General features: G+C 62.2%; 24 protein-coding genes, 2 tRNA genes, 1 pseudogene and 1 riboswitch. Of the genes and pseudogenes, 8 read left to right on the top strand and 19 right to left on the bottom strand.

The features are described 5' to 3' along the window. From GDA49_13370 to GDA49_13380, 3 genes and pseudogenes are all read right to left on the bottom strand, one after another. Window positions 1–794, bottom strand: a 794-nt coding sequence (locus GDA49_13370; GenBank protein ID MBC6441365.1) for a type I restriction endonuclease subunit R, incomplete at its 3' end; no start/stop codon positions are given. Beyond that, window positions 791–2,047, bottom strand: a complete 1,257-nt coding sequence (locus GDA49_13375; protein ID MBC6441366.1) for a restriction endonuclease subunit S — start codon at window positions 2,045–2,047, stop codon at window positions 791–793. The genes GDA49_13370 and GDA49_13375, both read right to left, overlap by 4 nt. Before the next feature lie 50 nt (window positions 2,048–2,097). Then, window positions 2,098–4,176 (bottom strand): annotated as a pseudogene (locus GDA49_13380) (SAM-dependent DNA methyltransferase). 326 nt (window positions 4,177–4,502) lie between these two features. Between GDA49_13380 and GDA49_13385 the strand changes: the two are divergent. Together GDA49_13385 and GDA49_13390 are read left to right on the top strand one after the other, a co-directional pair. Continuing rightward, entirely contained in the window at window positions 4,503–4,823 is a 321-nt protein-coding gene (locus GDA49_13385; GenBank protein MBC6441367.1) for a hypothetical protein, read from the top strand. Next, window positions 4,820–5,494, top strand: coding sequence for a hypothetical protein (locus GDA49_13390; GenBank protein ID MBC6441368.1), 675 nt, complete (start codon window positions 4,820–4,822; stop codon window positions 5,492–5,494). The genes GDA49_13385 and GDA49_13390 overlap by 4 nt, the downstream gene beginning before the upstream one ends. Here the strand turns inward: GDA49_13390 and GDA49_13395 are convergent. Then, window positions 5,379–5,936 carry a type I restriction-modification system subunit M N-terminal domain-containing protein gene (locus GDA49_13395; protein MBC6441369.1) on the bottom strand — a complete coding sequence of 186 codons (558 nt, stop codon included), beginning with the start codon at window positions 5,934–5,936 and terminating at the stop codon, window positions 5,379–5,381. The two genes, GDA49_13390 and GDA49_13395, sit on opposite strands and share 116 nt — an antisense overlap. Window positions 5,937–6,032: 96 nt before the next feature. Then, window positions 6,033–6,242 carry a hypothetical protein gene (locus tag GDA49_13400; GenBank protein MBC6441370.1) on the bottom strand — a complete coding sequence of 70 codons (210 nt, stop codon included), beginning with the start codon at window positions 6,240–6,242 and terminating at the stop codon, window positions 6,033–6,035. A gap of 729 nt (window positions 6,243–6,971) precedes the next feature. Here GDA49_13400 and GDA49_13405 point away from each other — a divergent pair. Next, window positions 6,972–7,580 carry a hypothetical protein gene (locus tag GDA49_13405; protein ID MBC6441371.1) on the top strand — a complete coding sequence of 203 codons (609 nt, stop codon included), beginning with the start codon at window positions 6,972–6,974 and terminating at the stop codon, window positions 7,578–7,580. A gap of 949 nt (window positions 7,581–8,529) precedes the next feature. After that, window positions 8,530–9,483 carry an endonuclease/exonuclease/phosphatase family protein gene (locus GDA49_13410; protein MBC6441372.1) on the top strand — a complete coding sequence of 318 codons (954 nt, stop codon included), beginning with the start codon at window positions 8,530–8,532 and terminating at the stop codon, window positions 9,481–9,483. A 32-nt stretch (window positions 9,484–9,515) separates the two neighbouring features. Here GDA49_13410 and GDA49_13415 read toward each other — a convergent pair whose 3' ends face one another. From GDA49_13415 to GDA49_13475, 13 genes are all read right to left on the bottom strand, one after another. Beyond that, complete coding sequence (locus GDA49_13415) at window positions 9,516–10,013, bottom strand: TIR domain-containing protein (protein ID MBC6441373.1); 498 nt, start codon at window positions 10,011–10,013, stop codon at window positions 9,516–9,518. A 69-nt stretch (window positions 10,014–10,082) separates the two neighbouring features. After that, entirely contained in the window at window positions 10,083–10,481 is a 399-nt protein-coding gene (locus GDA49_13420; GenBank protein MBC6441374.1) for a hypothetical protein, read from the bottom strand. Window positions 10,482–10,777: 296 nt separating this feature from the next. Continuing rightward, window positions 10,778–10,853: transfer RNA gene (locus GDA49_13425), tRNA-Phe, on the bottom strand. A gap of 98 nt (window positions 10,854–10,951) precedes the next feature. Continuing rightward, on the bottom strand, window positions 10,952–11,251 hold the full coding sequence (yacG, locus tag GDA49_13430) for a DNA gyrase inhibitor YacG (protein MBC6441375.1): 300 nt from the start codon (window positions 11,249–11,251) through the stop codon (window positions 10,952–10,954). A 385-nt stretch (window positions 11,252–11,636) separates the two neighbouring features. Continuing rightward, a complete protein-coding gene (locus tag GDA49_13435) occupies window positions 11,637–12,866 on the bottom strand; it encodes a ribonuclease E/G (protein MBC6441376.1) in 1,230 nt (409 codons plus the stop codon). Beyond that, window positions 12,863–13,438 (bottom strand): septum formation protein Maf, encoded by a 576-nt coding sequence (gene maf / locus GDA49_13440; GenBank protein MBC6441377.1) that lies wholly within the window; start codon window positions 13,436–13,438, stop codon window positions 12,863–12,865. The genes GDA49_13435 and maf overlap by 4 nt, the downstream gene beginning before the upstream one ends. An 83-nt stretch (window positions 13,439–13,521) precedes the next feature. Continuing rightward, the gene (locus GDA49_13445) at window positions 13,522–13,977 is read right to left on the bottom strand and encodes an arsenate reductase ArsC (protein ID MBC6441378.1); all 456 of its coding nucleotides are present in this window, start codon (window positions 13,975–13,977) and stop codon (window positions 13,522–13,524) included. 4 nt (window positions 13,978–13,981) lie between these two features. Then, complete coding sequence (locus tag GDA49_13450; GenBank protein ID MBC6441379.1) at window positions 13,982–14,470, bottom strand: UPF0262 family protein; 489 nt, start codon at window positions 14,468–14,470, stop codon at window positions 13,982–13,984. A 322-nt stretch (window positions 14,471–14,792) separates the two neighbouring features. Continuing rightward, the gene (locus GDA49_13455) at window positions 14,793–15,311 is read right to left on the bottom strand and encodes a PIN domain-containing protein (protein ID MBC6441380.1); all 519 of its coding nucleotides are present in this window, start codon (window positions 15,309–15,311) and stop codon (window positions 14,793–14,795) included. Then, a complete protein-coding gene (locus tag GDA49_13460) occupies window positions 15,304–16,164 on the bottom strand; it encodes a hypothetical protein (GenBank protein MBC6441381.1) in 861 nt (286 codons plus the stop codon). The genes GDA49_13455 and GDA49_13460 overlap by 8 nt, the downstream gene beginning before the upstream one ends. A gap of 457 nt (window positions 16,165–16,621) precedes the next feature. Then, on the bottom strand, window positions 16,622–17,092 hold the full coding sequence (locus GDA49_13465; GenBank protein ID MBC6441382.1) for a DUF2948 family protein: 471 nt from the start codon (window positions 17,090–17,092) through the stop codon (window positions 16,622–16,624). A 29-nt stretch (window positions 17,093–17,121) separates the two neighbouring features. Next, window positions 17,122–18,414: a UDP-N-acetylglucosamine 1-carboxyvinyltransferase gene (gene murA, locus GDA49_13470; GenBank protein ID MBC6441383.1), complete on the bottom strand. Its 1,293-nt coding sequence runs from the start codon at window positions 18,412–18,414 to the stop codon at window positions 17,122–17,124. 159 nt (window positions 18,415–18,573) lie between these two features. Beyond that, complete coding sequence (locus GDA49_13475; protein MBC6441384.1) at window positions 18,574–18,858, bottom strand: hypothetical protein; 285 nt, start codon at window positions 18,856–18,858, stop codon at window positions 18,574–18,576. Window positions 18,859–18,863: 5 nt separating this feature from the next. Between GDA49_13475 and GDA49_13480 the strand changes: the two genes are divergently transcribed. The 3 genes from GDA49_13480 to GDA49_13490 all read left to right on the top strand — a co-directional run bounded on the left by GDA49_13480 (window position 18,864) and on the right by GDA49_13490 (window position 20,091). After that, a tRNA-Thr gene (locus GDA49_13480) sits at window positions 18,864–18,938 on the top strand. Between the two features lie 302 nt (window positions 18,939–19,240). Then, entirely contained in the window at window positions 19,241–19,672 is a 432-nt protein-coding gene (locus GDA49_13485; protein ID MBC6441385.1) for a TIR domain-containing protein, read from the top strand. Then, entirely contained in the window at window positions 19,669–20,091 is a 423-nt protein-coding gene (locus GDA49_13490) for a hypothetical protein (protein MBC6441386.1), read from the top strand. The genes GDA49_13485 and GDA49_13490 overlap by 4 nt, the downstream gene beginning before the upstream one ends. A 113-nt stretch (window positions 20,092–20,204) precedes the next feature. Here GDA49_13490 and GDA49_13495 read toward each other — a convergent pair whose 3' ends face one another. Further along, complete coding sequence (locus GDA49_13495) at window positions 20,205–20,393, bottom strand: hypothetical protein (protein MBC6441387.1); 189 nt, start codon at window positions 20,391–20,393, stop codon at window positions 20,205–20,207. 195 nt (window positions 20,394–20,588) lie between these two features. On the opposite strand from GDA49_13495, the gene GDA49_13500 reads away from it, so the two are divergent. Further along, window positions 20,589–20,810: a sulfurtransferase TusA family protein gene (locus tag GDA49_13500; GenBank protein ID MBC6441388.1), complete on the top strand. Its 222-nt coding sequence runs from the start codon at window positions 20,589–20,591 to the stop codon at window positions 20,808–20,810. Window positions 20,811–20,956: 146 nt separating this feature from the next. Then, window positions 20,957–21,063, top strand: a riboswitch (TPP riboswitch). Window positions 21,064–21,091 lie beyond the last annotated feature (28 nt).

Raw genomic sequence — 21,091 nt, forward strand, 5'->3', positions numbered from 1 at the left:
ATCAGGTCGAGCAGCACATCGCGCGAGAAGACCGCCTTGCCGTCGGGCGGATCGCTGTAGAGCCAGGCAACCCGGTTCTCGCCGGGGATATCGGGGTTTCCGGCCCCGCCATCGCGCCCGCGGTTGAAGGGCAGGAAGCGCGTCTTGCCGTTTCTCAGACGGGTTGTCACGGACAGGTTGTCCTGATCCACCGCAAAATGTGCGATGGCACCGCGTTTGAAGGTCAGCAGCGGTTCGCCGGCGGGGGAGCGGTCTTCCCGATACTGCTTCTCGGCGTGACTGACGTTCTGGTTCGTCAGCAGGTTCTTCACTTCGAGGGTGGCAACCGGAATGCCGTTGACGAAGATCACGAGATCGATGGTGTTCCCGTTCCTCGCCGAATAGCTCACCTGCCGCATGACGGAGAGGATGTTCGCCTCGTAGCGACGGGTCAGGTCGGGGTTCAGGTTCGACGCGGGTTTGAAGAAGCAGAGCCCGAGCTCGATATTCGGCACCAGTCTGAGGCCCTCGCGCAGCACGACATGGGTCGGATTCCGCTTCCACGCCTTTTCGAGACGTTTCAGAACCTCGGCCTCTGCCTGCGCGGGATAGTGCGCTTCCAGCGCCTTCCATGCGTCGGGTTGCGTGGCCTTCAGAAAGCGAAACAGCAAGCCGGTATCGAGGGCACGGGCGACGTCATAATGGGACGGAGCGCGTTCGATATATCCCTGATCGGCGGTCAGGCGGGCGACGATATGTTCCTCGAAGACCGCCTCGCGATGAATGTCGGCGGTGGTGTGGGGTTTCTCCGTCATGCGCTCGTCTCCTCCTGAGGGGCGTTCATGGGGTCCGTCGGGGGGTGGTCGGGGGTGCCGGGGGTGTCGGATTTGGCAGAGGTCGGCACGTCGATCTGCCCCGTGACTGCGGCGGTGATCAGGGCGGCGCGACGTTCCCTGAGAAGGTCGATGGAAGCGTCGATCTTCGCCATCAGAAGGTCCAGCCTTGCGGTCTCCCGGTCCAGAAACCCGGCAATCCGACGCTGGGTCGCGAGGTCGGGGATGAAGAAACGCTTCCGAAGAGTTTCGGAGACCTTCACATATGGTTGCGCCGATCCGCCTTTCTCCCAGAAGTCTTTCTGGTTTGTCATATAGTGCAGGAACTTCGGCGATGCCTTACTCGTGTCGATGCCGAATGCGGTGGTATTGGCAACCGTGCCCCACTTGCCGTCAGCGAGGAACGTCTTACCGCACTGCGCGCCGACTGCACTCAACACAATCGCAGGTCCATCATAGTCGTAGTAGGGCAACCAAACGTCCTGTCCTGATGCGCTGTAACCCGGAAACAAGTCATCTGCCTGTTCCAGTTCGACTGTGTTTTTGATTGTCGAACTCGTCGCGAGAGGGCGTATGAGATAACCGACTTTCGGGAACGTCACCCGACCCCCTCCCGCAGCAGAGGGGCGGGCGGCGGTTTTGGCGACGACGGGTTGACCCGATGCAGGATCGAGACCGCCTGTGACCGCTGCGGCGATCAGCGCGGATCGTTTCTCCCCCAGAAGCTCCAGCATCCCCCGCTTTTTCCCGATCAGCAGGTCCAGTCTTGCAGTCTCCCGGTCCAGAAACCCGGCAATCCGGCGCTGGGTCGCGAGGGCGGGGCAATACACCCAGTCATTCGGGAAGTCAGCAAACTTCACAGACTGACGAACGCCGCCGCCGAGTGAGTAGTAGTGCTTTGCCAGATCAAGTGCGAGCAGTGAGTAGAACCAGAAACGAGGATCGTTATCGCGCTGAACCTCGACCGCATCATATGCCGAAGTGATAATACCGCGCTGGGTCACGAGACCTTGCCGCAAACTCCGCTTGTCGTTTTGAAGATCGGTCAGTCGCAGAACGATGTTGCCGGGTTCGACGATCTGATACCCCTCGAAGTTCTCGGGCAGTAGACCGTCGGCGGTTTCAATACTCTTCTGAATGATCCGACCGTAACTCAGCGACAGAAGGTTGTCTTCCTTCATGCCCTTGTTCTTGTTGCCGCGACGGACACGGAACACCTGATGCAGTTTGTCCAACTGCCAGTCTTCAGGTCTCGCTGCAGCGTGGACGCGTTGTTGGAGTGTGATCACCCGACCCCCTCCCCCAGAAGCCCGGCAATCTCGGCTTCCAGTGCCTTCAATGCGGCGTCGATCTCCTCAAGCGGGCGGGGCGGGGTGTATCTGTAGAAGTAGCGGTTAAAGTTGATCTCATAGCCGACACGCCCGACGCCGCCGTCCTTCGGGTCGGTGTGGGTCTCATCGACCCAGGCATCGGGGACGAAGGGCAGAACCTCGCGCTGCATATAGTCGCGCCAGTCCTCGTTCAGGGGCACCCGCTCATGATCGCGCAGGTCGGGGTCGGGTTCGGGATTGCCGTTCCTGTCGGTGCAGGGCGGGGCGTCGTCGTCGGGTTCGGACAGGGCGGCGAGGATTGCTTTCCTGAGCGGCGCGCCGATCTTCTGCAAACCTGCGCCACGGAGGGCGGCGGAAAGCGCCTTGTCGAAGGCGTTGCGGTCGCGCCAGCGCTCGCCGGCGGGCAGGCCATGTTGCAAGGCCTCCAGAATGCGGGCCCGGTCGGCGTCGTCGCGGGCCTGGAAGGGTTTGGCCTCGCGCAGGGTCGCCAACGCCTCAGGCGTGACGGCGAAGGCGCGTTTGAGCGGGCGTTCGACGCGGATTTCGCGATAGCCGAAGTCGGTCGTGGCGACGATCCTGGACAGGTCGCGCAGGTCGTCAGAGCCCTGGGCGTCATCGTCCCGGACGTCGTCGCGCAGGGCGTCAGAGCCCAGCATGTCCCTGTAGATGCGGAGGATGTCGGCGCAGGCTTCGAGCGGGATTTCGCGGCGTTTGGAGCCGAGGGACTTGCGCAGGGGCTTCCAGAACCGTTCGCCGCTGGCGTCGATCAGCTGCACCCTGTCGCGCCGGGCGGGGGCCTTGCGGTTGGTGAGCAGCCAGACAAAGGTCTGGATGCCGGTGTTGTAGAAGAGATCGGTGGGCAGGGCGACGATTGCCTCGACCCAGTCGTTTTCGAGCATCCAGCGGCGGATCTCGCTCTCGCCCGATCCGGCAGCGCCGGTGAAGAGCGGCGATCCGTTCATGACGATGCCGATGCGCGAGCCCTGTTCGTCGTCGCGCATTCTGGCAATCATGTGCTGGAGGAAGAGCAACTGGCCATCGGAGATGCGCGGCAGGCCTGCGCCGAAGCGGCCGGACATGCCGTCGTTCTCGGCCTCGGCCCTGATCGGGTCGGCGTATTTCTTCCAGTCCACGCCGTAGGGCGGGTTGGACAGCATGTAGTGGAAGCGTCCGGTCGGGTGGGCGTCGCGGGTCAGGGTGTTGCCGAAGGCGATGTTCTCCGGGTCGTGGCCGGTCACCAGCATGTCGGATTTGCAGATCGCGAAGGATTCGGGGTTGAGTTCCTGGCCGAAGAGTTCGACGCGGATGTCGGGGTTCTGCGCCTTCATCTCCATCTCGGCGATGGACAACATGCCGCCGGTGCCGGCGGCGGGATCGTATATCCGGCGAATGACGCCCGATCCTCTGAGCGCGTCCGTGTCGTTGGCCAGCAGCAGCGCGACGATGAGGCGGATGACCTCGCGCGGGGTGTAGTGTTCGCCCGCCGTCTCGTTCGAGATTTCCGAGAAGCGGCGGATGAGGTCCTCGAACAGATGGCCCATCGCAAGGTTCGGGACGGTATCGGGGTTGAGGTCGATGCGGCTGAAGGCGTCGAAGACCTGCCAGAGCAGGCCGGCGTCGTCGAGGCGCTTGAGCTGGGTGGGGAACTGGAACTTCTCGTGGAAGATATCGCGGATGTTGTCGGAGAATCCGGCGATGTAATCGGTCAGGTTGTCGTGGATGTTCTCCGCGTCCTGCTGCCTGAGCGTGGCGAAGGTGAAGCGGGACAGGTTGTAGAGACCGATGCCCTACCCGGCGGCCTGCCCGGCGGCCTGAAGAAGCGCGATGTCGCGTGCCCGGTCGTCCAGGTGGGCGGGAAGGGTTTTCGCCATCGCCAGAACGGCGGGTTTGGTCGGCTCAAGGAGGACGTCGAGACGACGCAGCACGACGAACGGCAGGATGACCTTGCCATACTCGGACTGCTTGAAGTCGCCGCGAAGACGCTCGGCGATGGACCAGACGAACGCGCCGAGCGATTTGATGTCTGTGCTCATGTCGATGTCGGTGCCTGTTGCCTGTGGGTGTCGGGGATTGAGGTCGAGGGGGATGGGCGGCGGCGGTGGGCGCTGGCGGCGGTGGGGCGGTGGGGCGGTGGGGCGGTGGGGATGCGCACGAGGCCGCGCGCATGATACCGCCTGTTCGGGCAAAAGAAAGCGGCGGGCATGGTGCGGCGGGTATGGTGGGCTGGGCACCGTCAGTAAAGCCGGGCTTGACGGGATGGGGGAGGTGGACATAATGGCGTGTCAACCAACCTGTAGCGCCTCCACGTCGAAAGCGGGCCTGGCGGGCGTTTCGGGAACCAACCATAGACGGGATTGCAATGGCCGATGAAACCCGGTTACCGCCTGAGCAAGTCAGCACCACCAAGGACGCAACAGGACATCAAGCGGTTCAGATGCTGGCGATTCCGACATTCTACTTCAACGGGATCGAGATCGGATCTTCGCTGTCTGATATCAGCGTACTTCTGATGACTGACGGGCAACCCCTGGCCAAGTTGCACATGTCGTTCACAACGGCAAAAACCATGGCTGAGAACCTCGGCGCGGGCATGGCCGAGTTCGAAAAGGTCACCGGTCATTCGATCATGACGATGGGGGAGGTGGAAACCAGGTTGAAGGCTGCCCAGGAGACGTCATGAACTGGACACGTTACGTCTCGCCGTCCGGGCAGATCGTCAAGATCACCCATGCGAACGACCCTGTTGCGAGCCGCATACTCTCTTTCAGAGAGTTGCCCGAAGGATGGCACTATGGTGTTGGGCGGGGCGCTGTTGCCCTCGCCGTTGACAATGCGCTTGCCGTCAACTCCCTCATCAGGACAATGGGCGCGACAGACGTTGAAGTGTTCCCGGAGACTGAAGGCGGCATACTTGTTGCCGGTTACAATGGTGAAGAGTGTGTCGAGGTTCTTTGTCGTGCGGACGGAAGACTTGAGTTCGTCTACGACATTGCCGACGAGGTTGTCAGCGAGAACCCTGACATCCTGTTCGATGATCTGGTCAAATTTCTGCGGGGGACGGCGTGGCGGTCGAAGAGGTCATCCGGTTACTTCATCCGCTGCATTACAGCAGGCGCGAGCACCGGTTCACAAGTGTCGCATTCAGGAATTCCTCCAATAACGGGGGAATTTCTGTCTTCGAATCTGCCTGTGCGATCGCCAGGAGTGGCAACGAATGCAATCATGTTCGACAGTATTACGCCAACGTGGCAGGGGAGCCTCCTGTTCTCTGGCGAATTGACCCCAGGGACCTGCCGGGCCAATGCGAATTGGAGAAACAACGTTCCGCCACCGGAGACGATTGCCACATGAACATCTTCGGCCTTCCCGACCGGGAATGCCGAAGGATGATCATGGCCAAAGGCGTAGATGGTCTGGAAACGTGTGACGGTGGCGCTTTGCGCCCGTTGACGCCCGAGGATATCTCCCGCTTCCCAGACAACACTGCCTGACGCCAGGCACACCACCTCGCCAACGGGCGGTTCTGCGGGGCGGTTCTGCGGAGCCGTCCCTTTTTCATTTGTGGCCGTCTACACGGACAAATGATTGCAACGGGAGGCGGCGCTTGGGTGGGCGGGAAGGGTTTCGCCATCTCCCGAACGGCGGGTCTGGTCGGCTCAAGGATGCCGTCGAGACGACGCAGCACGACGAACGGCAGGATGACCTTGCCATACCCGGGCTGCTTGAAGTCGCCGCGAAGACGTTCGGCGATGGACCAGACGAACGCGCCGAGCGATTTGATGTCTGTGCTCATGTCGATGTCTGTGGCGGTTGCCTGTGGATGTCGGGGATTGAGGTCGAGGGGGATGGGTGGCGGGGCGGTGGCGTGTTGGCGGTGGGGCGGCGGCCGTCAGGCCTCGTCGTCACGCGGCGGTTCGAGACCGAACCAGCCCACGATGTCGGCACCGAGAAGCAGGAGCACCGTGGCAAGGGCCATCGCGACAACAGCCCAGAGAAGCGTTCGCTCGGTCCTCACAAGGCCGGACTCGTTCCGGCAAAGATCGGAGATCGCAGAGATCGCACGGGTGGCGCAGGTGGCGCGCTTCGCGAGGGAAAACATGAACGTCTCCGTCTGGTCGGCAACCAAGGGATTCAGTAAGACCGGGGGCAAGACCGGGGCGGCAGCGCACCGCGGATGCGCACGAGGCCGTGCCCATGATACCGCCTGTTCGGGCAAAAGAAAGCGGCGCGTCCCCGGCGCGCGGACGACGGGTTCAGCCGGAAGCGGGCATGGCGCGCCGGAGGTGTGCATTTTTTTCTTGACATCTGTAATCCTGACTGACAAGGTGACTGTCGGGGCCTGCGACAGAGGCGTTGAAAACGGGTCCCGGCAGGGAGATTGAGATGCGCAAATTGACTCTGGTCCCTCGTGTTCTTCGTGTGTTGGGCTTCACCAGGCGAGGTCGTGGCGGGTTGCGTGCCGAACTGTCGGTTGTCGGGCACGGAGGAGCAGGCACAAGCGCTTCTCGGCGCGTCTTTGCCGCATCCCTGGCCATGGCTTTGGGTTTGGCGTTCTCTTTCGCGGCGCTTGCGCAAGAGGCCATGCCCAACGGGCAAGAGCACGATACCACCGGGATTGAGCCGCCTATGGATCAAGAAGAGAATCAAGAGATAACTGACTTCGACCACCTGCTAAATGACGTCCCGATGATAAGTGATGTCCCGGCGCAAGGCGATTCATGGATGTGGGAACAACTATCGCCTGACCATCCGTGCCATTGGGACCCCCCTCCCCCCCATTGCACCTACGAATAGCGGATTTCCGCAAAACTGACATGGCGGTCATCGAATGAGCGAACCAACTTGGAAATCAGTATCCGACACATTGAGGGGCTGGCTCACCTTCATCGGTTTCGCGTTCGTCAGCATCCTCGGGTATTGGGAATACCAGACGAAAGTCGATCAGTGGAAGATTGAACAAGCGCTTTCCTTCGCTGAGCGGTCCGGTCCCCCCAATGTTATAGAAGCGCGGAGGTACATCTCAAACGTCTGGCGCTATGAGAAAAGCGATTTAAGGAGAATCAACGAGGAGATTGGTGGCCGTGGTTACGGCAATCGTCTTCACGAGATCGTCGAGGGTGACATCAACTTGGAGTTGGACCTTTTCGTTGTGTTTAGCTTCTATAATGAGGTCATCATCTGCGTGGCCAACGACATTTGCTCAGGTGACATTGCGACCGCGTTGCTGGGTGAGCAAATCCAGGTCTTTTGGTACAGATGGGAACCCTTTTTTGATGAATACGCAGAAAAAATAGAGGATGAACGCTTCTTGTGCGGGATTCGCCATTTTGTCCGGTTTTTCAGTGATTATCAGAAACAAACCGATGCCGAAAAACGAATGATTCTGCTGGAAACCTGGCAAACTGAGGCGGCAACCAACCAGACTTGCCCGGTTTGAACGACGCCGATAGTCTCTGCGCCGAAGGCGGAGTGATCGTCATTCCTGATGTTGCGGGCCTTTTCAACGAAGGCCGATGATCAGGCCTATAACGTCTCGCGCCAAGGCAAGCATAGACCGGCAGCCTGCTGCCTCGCTCCGCCAGTGACTCCCTCTCCCGGTTCGGGACGGTCCACCGCCCCAGCGCCGTGCTCTCGGGGCTGGGGCTCGTGTCGCTGCATTCCCGACCGGGTGCTGCTGCCCGCGGGCGGAAGCGAGGCGCGCGGCGGCCAGGTCGGGCGGGACCTCGCGGGGGCCGGGGCGATGTGCGGCTTTGGGGGCTGGAGGCTCGCGTTCAACAGGCGCTCGACGTGGGCGGGGTTATCGGGAATGAGCAGGTGCATCCCCCGGAAACATTGATCCCGACGACGATCCGGAGACGGCCAACCCACTCCTTGCGCCGGGCAGCCATGTCGTTCAGCGTATGATCCGGGACGAACGCGACGCTTTCGGGATCCAAGGCAACCGGCCGCCTGGGAACATCGCTGCCATCGGGAAGCGGGGCGGGGCAAGACGTGACCCCGCTCACGTTTCGCCATGGAGGGCCCTGAACGACCTGCCCGCACCTGTGGGGTGGGGTTGTGCGGCGGTCGCGTCGCATGGCCCCCGTCGAATGGTTCACCCCCTGTTCCATTCAATCGCAATCGTCAATCTCAATCGCAGTCCCGGGCGTGTTCGCGGTCAGGCCGTGTCTCGTGCAGGTGGCAGGGGCTGCCGGGGCCGGGGACCATGCGGCTTGGGATATCCGGCGGGGGGCATTCGGCGGGGGACGATGGTGCCTGCCGGGCAGCAGTGGGATATGCTGGACGGTCAGGAGGGCGGGATGGCAAAGAGTGCGGGATAATGATGACAACCGGGGGAGGGCAGAGCGATGCCGGGTTCACGGATTTTGACAGGGGCGGTTCTGGCAGTGGCAGCTCTGGCAATGGCGGTTCTGGCGGCAGTCCCGGCCATCACGGCACCGGTGCGGGCCGCCGATCCCCTGGCGATCGTGACCTGGAACGCAAGACAGTTCGATGGAACGAACCATTCCGGCGAGGCGTTCAGGGCGTTCATAGGCGAGGCCGATGTTGTGGTGTTGCAAGAGGTTCCCGGCGAGGCCGATCTGAGGGCTTTCATGGGCGAGGCCGGGATTGGCGCGTGGAGCTTTGCCATCTCGGATTTTTCCAGAGACGACCTCGATGAGTGGTCTTCAAAACTGGAGGTTGCCATCCTCTCCCCCCATCGGATCGGCAGCGTGATCGAGGTCGATCCCTGGCCGTATAATGACACGGAGGCCATGGCGGCGCAGGACAGCGATCTTCCCATACCCGATTTCATGCCCCCGGATCAGCGTGAGACGATCGACGGGCGCGGCTGGCTCTGGGCGGAGCTTCCCGATCTCGATCTTGCGGTTGCCGCCGTGCACCTCAAATCCTCACGAGGCCAAACGGGCAGAGACGACGAGGAGAACGCCTTCAAGCGGGAGGCCGTGGCCTCGGCTCTTGCCGTGACAATCCGCGACGACGCGCTTGAGCGCGCGGGCTGGTCCTATGTCGTGGCGGGCGATTTCAACGTCGCTCCGGGCGACACAGGCAAGGTCGGCGTGGACCTGGCGCTTCGGTGCCCCTGCAACGGTGCGTGCACCCGATACGACCAGACCCATGCCCTGCTTGGCGGCGGCCTGGTAAGCGGCTTGGCCATGCGCAACCTGACATTGGGCCTGTCATCGAGTTATGCACCGGGCGGTTTTGTTTCCAGCCCCATCGACAACATCTACGCGATGGGCCCGGCTTTCGACAGGACAAGAAAGCTGACGGTCGAGCTGGGAGACCATTTCGGTTCCGACCATTTCAGCATTCGCGCTGTCGTTGTCTCCGAATAGGCAAATGGGGGCGGACGAGCGGTTCGAGCCTATTACTCCATGCCCACTATGCGCGACCAATAAGCCTCTTGAGCTGCCTTTTCGATCCAGTCGCCCATGTTCTCGTAGCCTTTGTCCTTGTCCCAACAATAGAACGAGTAGCCGGCCGGGATTCGACCGCACCGGTTTGTGGTGTTTCCCTTCAGGTCTTCGATCTTGCTCACGTCGATACCGAGCAAACCGTTGCCGACCTCCCTGCTCTTTTCGATTTCGTACTTGACCCACTTGCTATCGCAGGTGTTCTTTCCGACGAGAACGACCGTTACCGAGGTGCCTTTGAGCTGTTTGTCGATCCAGTCCCTGACTGCCTTGTCGCCCTTTTGCTTGACCTTCTCGAAGTCTGCAGCGTCAACAAACCCTGCGGCCTCGCCGCGTTTCTGAGCTGACCCTTCCTGAGTTGTCTTTTCCTGAGTTACCCAGCTGTTTCGAACAACCATCGCGCGCGACACGTCCAAACCATACTCGAAGCTAAAGAAGACTCTTCGTACCATCGCTATCCACTCCATTAGCGACCACGCTGCGAGCATACGTCCAAAGCGACATAGAGGTCAAGATGATCGCTATTCCTCCATTATCGACCATGCCGCGAGCATGGTTGAGAGGCAGACTAACAGGAACAGAACACCATGGAAGAGCACCAACGTCGTTGACCTCATGGCTGCGCACCACCTTCGCTTCTCTCGATCCTTGAACCGAGCTGCATCCATCGAAAAGTCGATCGAACCATCGTCTCGCTGACGAACGTGATCGTAGAGCGCTCGATAGAGCCTCTCTTGCAGCAAGAAATAGCCGTCGAGCACCCAGAACATGAGAACCGGAATCGGAATGAATGCCAGCAGGACAAACGAAGGGTGCCCGTCAGCTGCTGCCAGGGCGAACAATGCGGAAAGCAGAGTGACACTCCATCCCTTGAGAAGGAACGAGTTCATCGCCATCCGGTTGATGACACTCTGGATCATCTCCAAGTGTCTGACTTTTCGATCTTCCGTCAAATCTCAACCTGCCCACAGAGCATACAACTATAGAAGGAGCAAGCCAGCCTTCAACGACAATCAGAATGTGCCGATGGTCCAGTCACAAGCTACAATACCCCTCTGCTGAGATTGGCGGCAAACCGTCGATGGGAAGGAGCTGCAAAATGTACAAGAGAGAAGAGGTCGAGCTTGAGTATGACGGCGTGGTGCGCCGTGTGTTCTGTAAGCACACTCGGCGCCAATGCCTCGGCGACAGAGATCGTCACGCCGGGAGGGGAAAATGGTGCCCAGGGGCGGATTCGAACCACCGACACGCGGATTTTCAGTCCGCTGCTCTACCAACTGAGCTACCTGGGCCCCCTGACTCTCATGCAGAACTCTGATGCAGAACTCTCATGCAGAGGGCGCATGTTCAGGCAAGGTGTGCGGCATTCTGCAGCATCGGGCGGGGCCGATCAAGCCTCGTCGTTGTCGCGCCGCCTGCGCGCGCGGAAATCGGCCCGGATGACGTTGCCGGCGTCGGTGCCGGTGCTGCCCTCAGCCATGGCCTCCTGCAAAAGCGCCTGGTCCTCTTCGGTCAGGGTTGCACCGGTCGGTGCCAGAGGCGGCCCCGGAATGACATAGGGTTCGTCGCCGCCGACCCAATGGGCAAGATCGCGCATCCGGCAGCGGTCCGAGCAGAACGGCCTGAACGCCGGTTGCGCGGGCGTCCCGCAGATCGGGCATGGGCCGGCGTGCGGCGGATCGTCGGGCATGGCGCTCCTTATCGAGGCACGGAGGGGGTCGAGGCACGAAGGGGCGCAGGCTAGAGCGGTTCGTCGCGCGATGGAACCCGTGACCGTGCCGCAGCCATGGTTCCGGTACGCGATGCCCACCCCTTCGGCACATTGCGGGCGATTTGCGCGCGATTTGCGCATTGTCTGTGATTTGCGCGCATTTGCGCATTGTCTATGATTTGCGCGCATTTGCGCGCGGGGCCGAGCGACATTCCCTGCCCCTTTGCCGTGCGGGACGGCGATCCCGGAAGACGGCGGCCTTGCAGCGTCACAGCGTCCGCCCGGCGTCGCCCGGCGCTCCGGTATCCTGCCCTGCTATCCTGCTCTGGCCTTCTGCCCTGCCCTCCTGTTCTGCCATCCTGTCCTATAGGGTCGACCTCGCGCTGCGGCTCCCGCCCGGGCCCTGGAACAGCGGCGCGACCTCGGTGTCGTGGTGGGGGCGGCCGGGATCGGATACCAGTTCGAGGCGGCGGCCGATCCAGTGCGCGATGTCCTGACCGCGATGGGCACCCCGGAAGGCGCTGGCGACCTCCGGCGAGGCACGGATTCGAAGCGCCGCACCACCCTCTATGTGCGCTTCCCGCCGCACCCGGCGCACCAGGGCCTCGGCGGCGGCCTCGACCGGTGAGCCCATGGCTTCGGCCAGGGTGGGTCCCAGCCGCTGGCGGGCGAGCTCGACCAGGCCGAACCGGGAGGGGCCGTCGAGCGCGGTCCGGGCGGGATCGTCCCGCAGGGCCCGGGCGAGGGCGGCCACAAGCCGCTTGCCGTCGGCCCTGTTGTCCATGTTGAGGAAATCGACGATCACGAGACCGCCAAGGTTGCGCAGGCGAAGCTGATGGGCCAGCACCGGCACCGCGTCGAGATTGAGCGCGGCCGGCGGCGCTCCGGCCTCGCTCGCAGCCGCGCTGTCGACATCGACCGCCGTCAGCGCACGCGTCCGGTCGAAGCGCAGGACGGCGCCTGAGGAAAGGGCCACGTCGGGGCCAAGGGCACGTTCGATCTGCTCCTCGATGCCGGCCCCCTCGAACAGGGGTTCGGTGCCCCGATGCAGCCGGATCCCGCCGGGCAGCTCCGCGCGGCGCAGCGCGGCGGCATCGGCCGGGCTGTCGGCGACGACCTGCGCCTCCGGATAGACCCGACAGAGGCGGAGCAGCAGCGGCTCGCGGCGGCTCAGCAGTGCGGGCGGGTCGGCGCGCATGGCAGCCGCGGCAACAGCGCCGTCGGGATCGGCGAAACGCCGGGTCAGCACGGGGCCCTTCCCGTCCCGCGCATCGGTCCCGATCGCCACGGCAACGCATCCGCCTTCCTGCACCAGGGTCTCGATCCTCGCCCCGGAACCCTCGCGGTCCGCATCCCTGGCCCGCAGGAATCCGGTGACACCCTGACCGATATCGACAAACGCGGCCTTCAGACCCGGCACGACACGGGTGACCCGACCGGCGACGACATCGCCGGCACGGTGGCCGGGCGTGTGCGGGTCGATGTGCCGGTCGGGGGGCCGGTCGATGTGAAGCTCGGCAAGGCTGTCGCCGGCCATCAATGCGATGCGCATGGCCCGCGGCGTGGTCTCGGCAAGGATGGTGTCGATCGTCACCGGCGGAGCAGGCCCCGGCCATCGAGCAGCGTCGCGGTCTCATGGAGCGGCAGGCCGACGACATTGCTGAAGGAACCGTTCACGAGAGCGACAAAGACTGCGGCCCGGCCCTGAATGGCGTAACCGCCGGCCTTGCCGTCCCACTCGCCGCTCGCGAGATACCAGTCGATTTCGGCATCCGACAGGCGCTTGAACCGGACACGGGTGGCGACATGACGAACATACGCCCTGCCGTCGGACACGAGGCAGACCCCGCCGTGGACGAGGTGCCGGCGACCGGACAGCAGGCGAAGACAGCGCCGCGCCACCTCGACATTCCCGGCCTTCGGCAGGATGCGTCGGCCACAGGCGACCACCGTGTCGGCAGCGAGAACGGCATCGCCATGGCGTCCCTCTGCAACCTGTTCGGCCTTGGCCTGCGCCAGTCGCCTGGCGAGCTCGCGCGGCATTTCGTTGCCGAGCGGCGTCTCGTCGAGATCGGCCGGGACGACAGCGTCGGGAACGATGCCGATCTGCGCCAGAAGATCGAGGCGCCGAGGCGACCGGGAGGCAAGGATCAGACGGGAGGACATGGGCGCGAAGGGGGTATCACGGCAGCGAGGGGCGTGTCAGTGCATCCTGCCACATTCGCAGGACATGATTTGCAGGATTATCGTCAGATCGCCGGCAGGGCCGCCGCCGCGGGAAACTTCCGGTCGATCCGCCGGCGCAGGTGATCGCGCACCTGACGATAGGCGTCGAGGACGACCTCGCGGCTGCCTTCGATCGACGTGGGATCGAAGGTGTTCCAGTACTCGACCTCGATGGCGGCCCAGCGGGTCAGCTCGATGGCGCGGTGATGCGCCTCGGGCGAGAGCGTGATCACGACATCGTAGCTTTCGGCCTCGTCCTCGACATCCTCGAAGGTCTTGGGCCGGTGGCGTGCCATGTCGATCGCGATCTCGTCCATCGCCGAGACCATGAACGGGTCGGGGGCGTCGGCGTGGCGCACGCCGGCGGAATCGACGAAGACCCGGCTGCCGCAGAGGTGCTTCATGAGGCCTTCGGCCATGGGCGAGCGTACCGCGTTGAAGTTGCAGACGAAGAGCACCGCGCCGGGCAGGGTCGCCATCGGCTCAGCCCCGGATGTGCAGCACGCAGATCAGCGTGAACAGGCGGCGCGCGGTCTCCCCGTCGATCCGGATGCGCCCGGCGAGAGTGTCGCGCAGCAGGTCCGCACCTTCGTTGTGGAGGCCGCGGCGGCCCATGTCGAGCGCCTCGATGCGGGATGCCGGTGCATGTTTGATCGCCTCGAAGTAACTCTCGCAGACCGTGAAATAGTCCTTCACGATGCGTCGGAAGAGCTTGAGCGACAGCGTGACGTCGGGCACCGGCTGGCCGGAACCGTCCGTGATCCCGAACACCAGGGATCGACCGTCGCGAATGGTGAGCCGCACGCGGTAGGGTCCGGGTGCGGCAGCGGTCGGCTCGAAGAGGTTTTCCTCAAGCAGATCGAAGATGGCGACAGCCATCTCGTGCTCGACCTCGGGGCTGCGGCGCACGACAAGGCGGTCGTCGAGCTCGATGTCGGCAATGCGGAAAGCGCTGGCACCGTCCCCGGTCATGGTCTCCGTCCGGAACATTCCGCAAGATATGCCCCCACCGGGTGCCCGTGTCGAATGGCGCGGTGCATCCGGCGTGGACGATCGCGATGTTCAGACTGCCGGATCGAGCAGAACCCGGGCGGCGGTCGGGGCGGTGGCACTGGAGCCGAGCGCAGTGGCGCGGCGGGGGCGGGAACTGCTGGTCACAGGGGGCGGTGAAACGCCCCGGACCGGGAGAGGGCGTCACCGACCTTCGTTGAAAGGGGCCTTCGTTGAAAGGGGCAATTGTATATTTGACAAAGCAGCCCTCCTGAGCGATCTCGCAAGAGCGTAACAGGCTGGGTCAGTCATCATCCTCGCCCTTTTCGAAGAGTGGCATTGGAGAATTGTCGGACCCGGGCTTTACAATCTTCAGCGGCTTGCCGTCCCTTCCAGGAATGGTTCCATCCAGCTTCAATATCTCAGTGTCGAAGGTGTTTATCTGGTCAACTTGCGCGCGAAGAGCCGAGGCCAGATGGATTGCGTCTGGCGGCTTGAGCGCGACCAGTCCACTCGCCTGCATGCTCTGCGCGTGGCGCCCCAAAGCCAGATCAACAGGGACAGTCAGAATATAGGTATGCTCAAAAAACGCGGGCAGATTACCGACGGGGCTACTCTTTACCTGGCAGCTCTTGCAAACCTCAGCGAGTGTAAAACACGACGTTACTATTTCGTACCTACCTTTCCTGGCGCTTTTCAGAACCGTCTCGCACATAGCAAAGCGATTTTCCGTTCCCCCATCCTTTAGCGAAATGGATTTCTCCATGGCTATGTACGCAATCCACGTACAAGCATCCCAGTATATGCGCTTCGGCTTAGCCATCCTCGCGAAGTCGCATCAAATACTCGACCGCCTCTACACCATCAGTAAACCCCGGTGCCATAATGTCCTCCATATCAGGAAGATCATTATCCTCCCCAAAAACATGCACATCATGGGTTTCGATGGACTTGATCTTTTCAAGACCCTTGTAGCTTATCAGTCCAAAAACCTGAACGCGAAGGCCCTTCAGGACTTCCGCAACCTCATAGTGACCTATACGGTCCAGCCCCTTATCATTCAAAACGCATTTCACCGTTTGATCATCTATGCGATGCCGGAGCCAGACAATCGGCCTTTGATGTCCATCACGCTCAACCTTCGTGATAAATCCTTCCACAGAACCAAGCTCGCGATAACGGATCGGCTCAGGGCTTATAAATTGGCGCAGATTGTTCAGGGCAGCTGGAGCAGACGCCCTTGTGACCTTTACCTCAGGAGCGTCACGATAGGCGGACAAATCAATAATGGTCTCTGCCAATCCGTTCGCAATCCTATCGACAACTTTTTCAACCTTTTGGATTGTTGGGTCAGAAAAATATAATGGGTGCCCCTCTCCCTGCGTCAGGGAGTTAATCCCTTTAGAGGTTGCGGCGACAACATCTTGCGCTCGGTTGTCTACGTTCATTGCGTATCGTTTGGAGAATGGCGTTACCTCGAAAGTGAGCGGGGAGTTCTTGGTAACGTCCGTTATTCTCCATTCAATCTCTCGGTCCTTTCCATCAGCGACAGCTTCCTCGACATCGTGAAGAACATCGACAATGTCTTTGACCTGAGAAAGCAGATCTCCTACAGTCGGCGCGTCAACGCCGCGGGCGGTCTTTCCCTGGATTGTGATTTTTATAGGGCTTGCCAATTTTCACGCTCCGGAGCGGATTTTACGCGCCCAACGAGTCCCGGTAAAGAAATCTCTTCCCACGCACACCAGAAGAGTGCGACGGAGGCCCTTTCCGTGTCCTCAACGCCATTCGCTGCACGACGGTTGTAGCGATAAGTCGATCCGCCGCATATGATGGTCAGGCAGTCCCCGTCGTAGAGTCGGTTCATGCGAAGCATTCCCGCATGAACGCACCCAAGGCGTCAGCGGCGCTCGGCCAAGGAAGAGCGTGCCACGCCGGATGGTCGCTGGCAAGCGGCCATTTGCTGCCGGCAGCGCGCGTTGCATCCCTGGCGACCGGGTCGTCGTTCGTTTCGCAGACATGCTCTGGCTCCTCTTCAACTTGCGCTGAACCGGTGTCGCTACGGCCCCGCCCCCGCCCCCGTTTCTCAGGGCATGATCGTCTCTGTCGACGCGGAGGCGGATGCGATCCGCTCTAGGTGTCGGGGACGGGTGAGTGGCGGGGGTGACGGTCGGCGGCTTGCGGGTCGCCGATGTCGGCCAGCCTGGCTTCGATCCTGTCGGCCTCGATCCGGATCTGGCCGCCGCCATGGAAGACCAGTGTGACCGCAACGCCGCCCGAGGACATGTCCTCGCTGACGATCGTCATCAGTTCGGCGGTGCCGGGGCCGCCCAGGCCGCCGAGGTCGAGGGCCGCGGCGGACGAGACATGCTCGAACACCAGGGCGCAATCGACCTGCAGAAGGTCATGGGCGGTCTTGCCGATGTTCTCCCGCTCGTAACAGAAGCGATGGAACAGGGCTGCGAAGCGGCGCTCGTCCCCGAGATGGGTGACGTCCGACAACGGCATCGGCGCGTCCTGCAGAACGGTCGAAAAGACCTCGAGGTCGTCGTCGTCCGTGGCCCTGAGCCTGAGCGCCCGGTCCTGTCTCCGATCCCCCGGCATCCGATCCCCCCGCGTCCGATCCGTCCGTTCTAATCCGTCCGTCGTTCGATCCTGGCACCGCAGGCCGCGAGCTTGTCGACGAGACGCTCGTAACCGCGGTCCAGGTGATAAACACGGTTTACAACGGTCTCACCCTCGGCCGCCAGCCCTGCGAGCACAAGACAGACCGATGCCCTGAGGTCGGTCGCCATCACAGGCGCACCGCGCAGCCGCCCGAGACCGTTGACGATGGCCGTCGCGCCGCGAATCCGGATGTCGGCCCCCATGCGCATCAGCTCGGGCACGTGCATGAAGCGGTTCTCGAAGATGTTTTCCCGGATGTGCGATTCACCCCTGGCCATCGTCATGAGCGCCATGAACTGGGCCTGAAGATCGGTCGCGAAACCGGGGTACGGGCCGGTCGCGATATCGGTCGCGGCCAGCCGTCCTTCGGCGCGCTTCGCCGCGATGCCGCGGTCGGTCGGCGCGATCGCCACCCCGGCTGCCGCGAGCGCCCCGATGGCACCGCCCAGATGGTCCATGCCGGTGCCGACAAGTTCGAGTGCGCCGTCGGTCGCGGCGGCGGCCATGGCGTAGGTGCCGGTCTCGATGCGGTCGGGCAGGACCCGATGGGTCGCACCGTCGAGCCGCCCGACACCCCCCCCGGCACCCCCCCCGGCACCCCGAATACGGATCGTGTCGCTGCCGGCCCCCTCGATCCCGGCACCCATGCGGTTGAGACATTGCGCGAGATCGTCGATCTCGGGCTCGCAGGCGGCGTTGCGCAGCACCGTGGTGCCCTTGGCAAGGGTGGCGGCCATCATGACGTGTTCGGTCGCACCGACCGAGACCTGCGGGAACGCGATATCGGCACCGGTCAGACCGCCCGGCGCGTGGCCGACCAGGTAGCCGTCCTCAAGACGGATCTCCGCCCCCAGAGCCTTGAGGCCCAGGATGTGAAGATCGACCGGTCGCGTTCCGATGGCACAGCCGCCCGGCAGGGAAACACGCGCCTTGCGGCAGCGGGCCAGCAGCGGTCCGAAGACCAGAACCGAAGCCCGCATCCTGCGCACGAGGTCGTAGGGTGCTGTCGTCGAGGCAATCCCGGCGGCATGGAGCCGCAGGGTTCCGGACCCGTCGAGATCGCCCGAGACCTCCACACCGAGGGCGCACAGCACGGCGCTCAGCGCACGGACATCGGCGACGCGCGGCATGTTCTCCAGGGTCAGCGGACTCTCGCTCAGAAGTGCCGCAACCATGAGCTTGAGCGCCGCGTTCTTGGCACCGGCAATGCGAATCTCACCGTTGAGCGGCACACCGCCCGCGATGGCAATCCTGTCCAACGATCATGCTCCGTTCATCGCCCGTCCCGCCTTACACTGGGGGCCGAAATGGGCAAAAGAATGGCCCGCTGCCGGGTTTCGATGCCGGGTTTCGAGGTGGAGAGGTTTTCGCCCGGAGGGTTGTCCGCCCGGTCTGCATCATTCGGTCTGCGCCGGATTTCAGGTTTTGACGTCCGATTCAGGGGCGTCCCGCTCACGATCGGCGGACTCACGGTCGTTGCCCAAGCCCCGTTCGCGTGCCTGGTCCTTGCGTCTGCGCAGGTTGCGGCGCAGGGCTTCGGCGAGCCGCCCGGCCCGCTCGTCGCGGCCTTGCGGCCCCTGTCCCTGCTCGCGGATGCCCCTGCCCCCGGAATCGCCCAGGAATACCTCCCCGTTCTGGCCCACGTTCGGCGCTTGCCTCGATCCGGTCACTGTGGCAGGTTCCGCGCCGCTTTCCAATGCCATCCCGTGCCGCCGTAGCTCAGTGGTAGAGCGCACCCTTGGTAAGGGTGAGGTCCTCAGTTCAATCCTGAGCGGCGGCACCATTCCAGACTGCAGAAAACCGTCTGTTTTCTACGGTTTCCGGTTACATCTTCGGTCGGTCAGACTGTGGAGAGCGGCAGAACGTCGAGGGACTGCCCTCAGGGCAGCTTCCGAGGCGTTCGCCACGACGACGCGCAGGGCCAAACGCTCGCTGCTTCAACGACACGATCCCAGCTGATTGTTTGTTTCGTAACGACCCCTGCACAGAACCCACAGATTAAGTCGTCAAATGTTATAACAGCTATTGACATCTCAGCCGACGGTGCTGTATACGGCCAACAGGGAACAAACAGAGGTCCAAGGCATGAGCACCCATCAGATTCACGTCTTCATCAGCCACTCATGGTCTTATTCGGAGCACTACGACACTCTGTCGGGCTGGATCTTCGATAAAAACTGGAAAGTCGGCCAAGCATCGCTCGACCTTCGCGACTTCTCCGTGCCGAAGGATGATCCGATTCACAATGCACCTACCACTGAGGCGCTTCGCGATGCAATCTATCGGAAGATCGCTTTGTCCCATGTAATCGTGATCCCCACGGGCATGTACGCTAGCTACAGCGACTGGATTCAGAAGGAAATCGACGGTGCTAACGAGAAGAACAAGCCTATTCTTGCAGTCAATCCGTGGGGCCAGAAAAGGACGTCCTCAACGGTGAGCGACGCCGCAGCCGAGACCGTTGGCTGGAACAAGAAATCCGTTATCGAAGGAATCTGGAGGCTCTATAGACCGTGAGCGAACGCATCGAAATATACAAGATTGTCGTCGACACGATCACGGCGAGCGAAGCTCGGCGACAACAGGCCGGTTCCGCCTACATCGGAATGATCGCGGCTATCGTGACAGCCACGGGTGCGTTCTCATCTCTGACCGCAATCACTGCTGCTGTGCAGGTGTTTGTGATCGCGTTGGTATGGTCCGCCACGGTTTGCTACTTCCGTCGTCTGGCGACCGCCAAATTCGACGTCATTGCAGAGATGGAAAAGGATCTCGAGATTGCCGCATTTGATATGGAGTGGAAGCGCTTCAAGGAAGGCAAGAAGGCCTTCTCGCTAACGCGTATCGAGATGATCATTCCCGTTGGTCTGTTGATCATCAGTGGCGTCTACGTCGTGCTTTGGATTGCTTGTTATATTTGGCAGCGCCTTATCTAGAAGGCACTGGCTATCCGAGAATAGTACTCCTTCGGGAGAGGGTTAGTTTCTGCTCAGTGACTGTAATGGAAGACTGAGCCGGAAGGTCAACCGATCGCGGAAACTGAGCCTTGTCAGTCGGCAACGATGGACTCCCGGTCATCTTCGTTCTCACCGGAAATGGTCCTGCGCATTGCCTCATAATCCGGTTGAGGCGCGCTACGCTCCTGAATCAAATGGGAGTTCACAGGAACTTCGTCCCGGCCCTTCGGGCGAAGAACGTCGGAGACCTTGATCGCAGCAATATCATCCTTGACCGTCATATTCGTGCTCCCTTGCGTGTGAGAATCCCAACCCAAACCCTTTAGAATCCGGTGACGAACGTCTGTCAAGCGCCGCGCTCGACTTCAAGCGGCAGGGCGACAATCGACGGTCTTCCGATACGGTCTTCCGACAATGGACGATGGGCGTGGCCGGGGTATCTGGAATGGCATGGCGGTCCGGGTTATGACATCGCCATGCGTGAGGAACTCGATGTCAGGGGGCTGGTCTGCCCGCTGCCTGTGCTGAAGGCCAGGAAGCGGCTCAAGGGCATGGCCGCCGGGGATATTCTGGTGGTCCATGCCACCGATCCGGGCTCGGTGAAGGATTTCGACGCCTTTGCCGACCTGACGGGGCACAGGCTGCTGGCCTCGACCGAAGCCGACGGTGTCTTCAGCTTCGTGCTGGAACGGGCCTGAGCCGCGCCGGCCCCTGCCCTCCCGGGCACTGCCATCCCGGGCAAGGCGCGCCGCGCCGGCGGCCCCGGATGCCGAAAGACACACAGGCAGGCACACGGGCACAAGACACACACTTGTCATCGCCATGCCGAGGCTCTATCGTTGCGGCGTCACTCACGGGGAGCCCCGGGCGGGGCTGAGAGGCGCGGAATGCGCCGACCCGTCGAACCTGATCCGGATCATGCCGGCGTAGGGATTGAGACGACGGATCTGCCCGGCAAGCAGGTCCCCGCCCCCTCCTC

Source organism: Rhodospirillales bacterium, from assembly GCA_014323865.1.
GTDB lineage: Bacteria > Pseudomonadota > Alphaproteobacteria > SP197 > SP197 > SP197.

Excerpts from the sequence above, each read along its gene's own strand:
- GDA49_13385 (MBC6441367.1), top strand. The coding sequence starts at position 4,503 with ATGGCCGATGAAACCCGGTTACCGCCTGAGCAAGTCAGCACCACCAAG.
- GDA49_13390 (MBC6441368.1), top strand. The coding sequence starts at position 4,820 with ATGAACTGGACACGTTACGTCTCGCCGTCCGGGCAGATCGTCAAGATC.
- GDA49_13395 (MBC6441369.1), bottom strand. The coding sequence starts at position 5,936 with ATGAGCACAGACATCAAATCGCTCGGCGCGTTCGTCTGGTCCATCGCC.
- GDA49_13400 (MBC6441370.1), bottom strand. The coding sequence starts at position 6,242 with ATGTTTTCCCTCGCGAAGCGCGCCACCTGCGCCACCCGTGCGATCTCT.
- GDA49_13405 (MBC6441371.1), top strand. The coding sequence starts at position 6,972 with ATGAGCGAACCAACTTGGAAATCAGTATCCGACACATTGAGGGGCTGG.
- GDA49_13415 (MBC6441373.1), bottom strand. The coding sequence starts at position 10,013 with ATGGTACGAAGAGTCTTCTTTAGCTTCGAGTATGGTTTGGACGTGTCG.
- GDA49_13420 (MBC6441374.1), bottom strand. The coding sequence starts at position 10,481 with ATGATCCAGAGTGTCATCAACCGGATGGCGATGAACTCGTTCCTTCTC.
- yacG (MBC6441375.1), bottom strand. The coding sequence starts at position 11,251 with ATGCCCGACGATCCGCCGCACGCCGGCCCATGCCCGATCTGCGGGACG.
- maf (MBC6441377.1), bottom strand. The coding sequence starts at position 13,438 with ATGTCCTCCCGTCTGATCCTTGCCTCCCGGTCGCCTCGGCGCCTCGAT.
- GDA49_13445 (MBC6441378.1), bottom strand. The coding sequence starts at position 13,977 with ATGGCGACCCTGCCCGGCGCGGTGCTCTTCGTCTGCAACTTCAACGCG.
- GDA49_13450 (MBC6441379.1), bottom strand. The coding sequence starts at position 14,470 with ATGACCGGGGACGGTGCCAGCGCTTTCCGCATTGCCGACATCGAGCTC.
- GDA49_13455 (MBC6441380.1), bottom strand. The coding sequence starts at position 15,311 with ATGGCTAAGCCGAAGCGCATATACTGGGATGCTTGTACGTGGATTGCG.
- GDA49_13465 (MBC6441382.1), bottom strand. The coding sequence starts at position 17,092 with ATGCCGGGGGATCGGAGACAGGACCGGGCGCTCAGGCTCAGGGCCACG.
- GDA49_13475 (MBC6441384.1), bottom strand. The coding sequence starts at position 18,858 with ATGGCATTGGAAAGCGGCGCGGAACCTGCCACAGTGACCGGATCGAGG.
- GDA49_13485 (MBC6441385.1), top strand. The coding sequence starts at position 19,241 with ATGAGCACCCATCAGATTCACGTCTTCATCAGCCACTCATGGTCTTAT.
- GDA49_13495 (MBC6441387.1), bottom strand. The coding sequence starts at position 20,393 with ATGACGGTCAAGGATGATATTGCTGCGATCAAGGTCTCCGACGTTCTT.
- GDA49_13500 (MBC6441388.1), top strand. The coding sequence starts at position 20,589 with ATGCGTGAGGAACTCGATGTCAGGGGGCTGGTCTGCCCGCTGCCTGTG.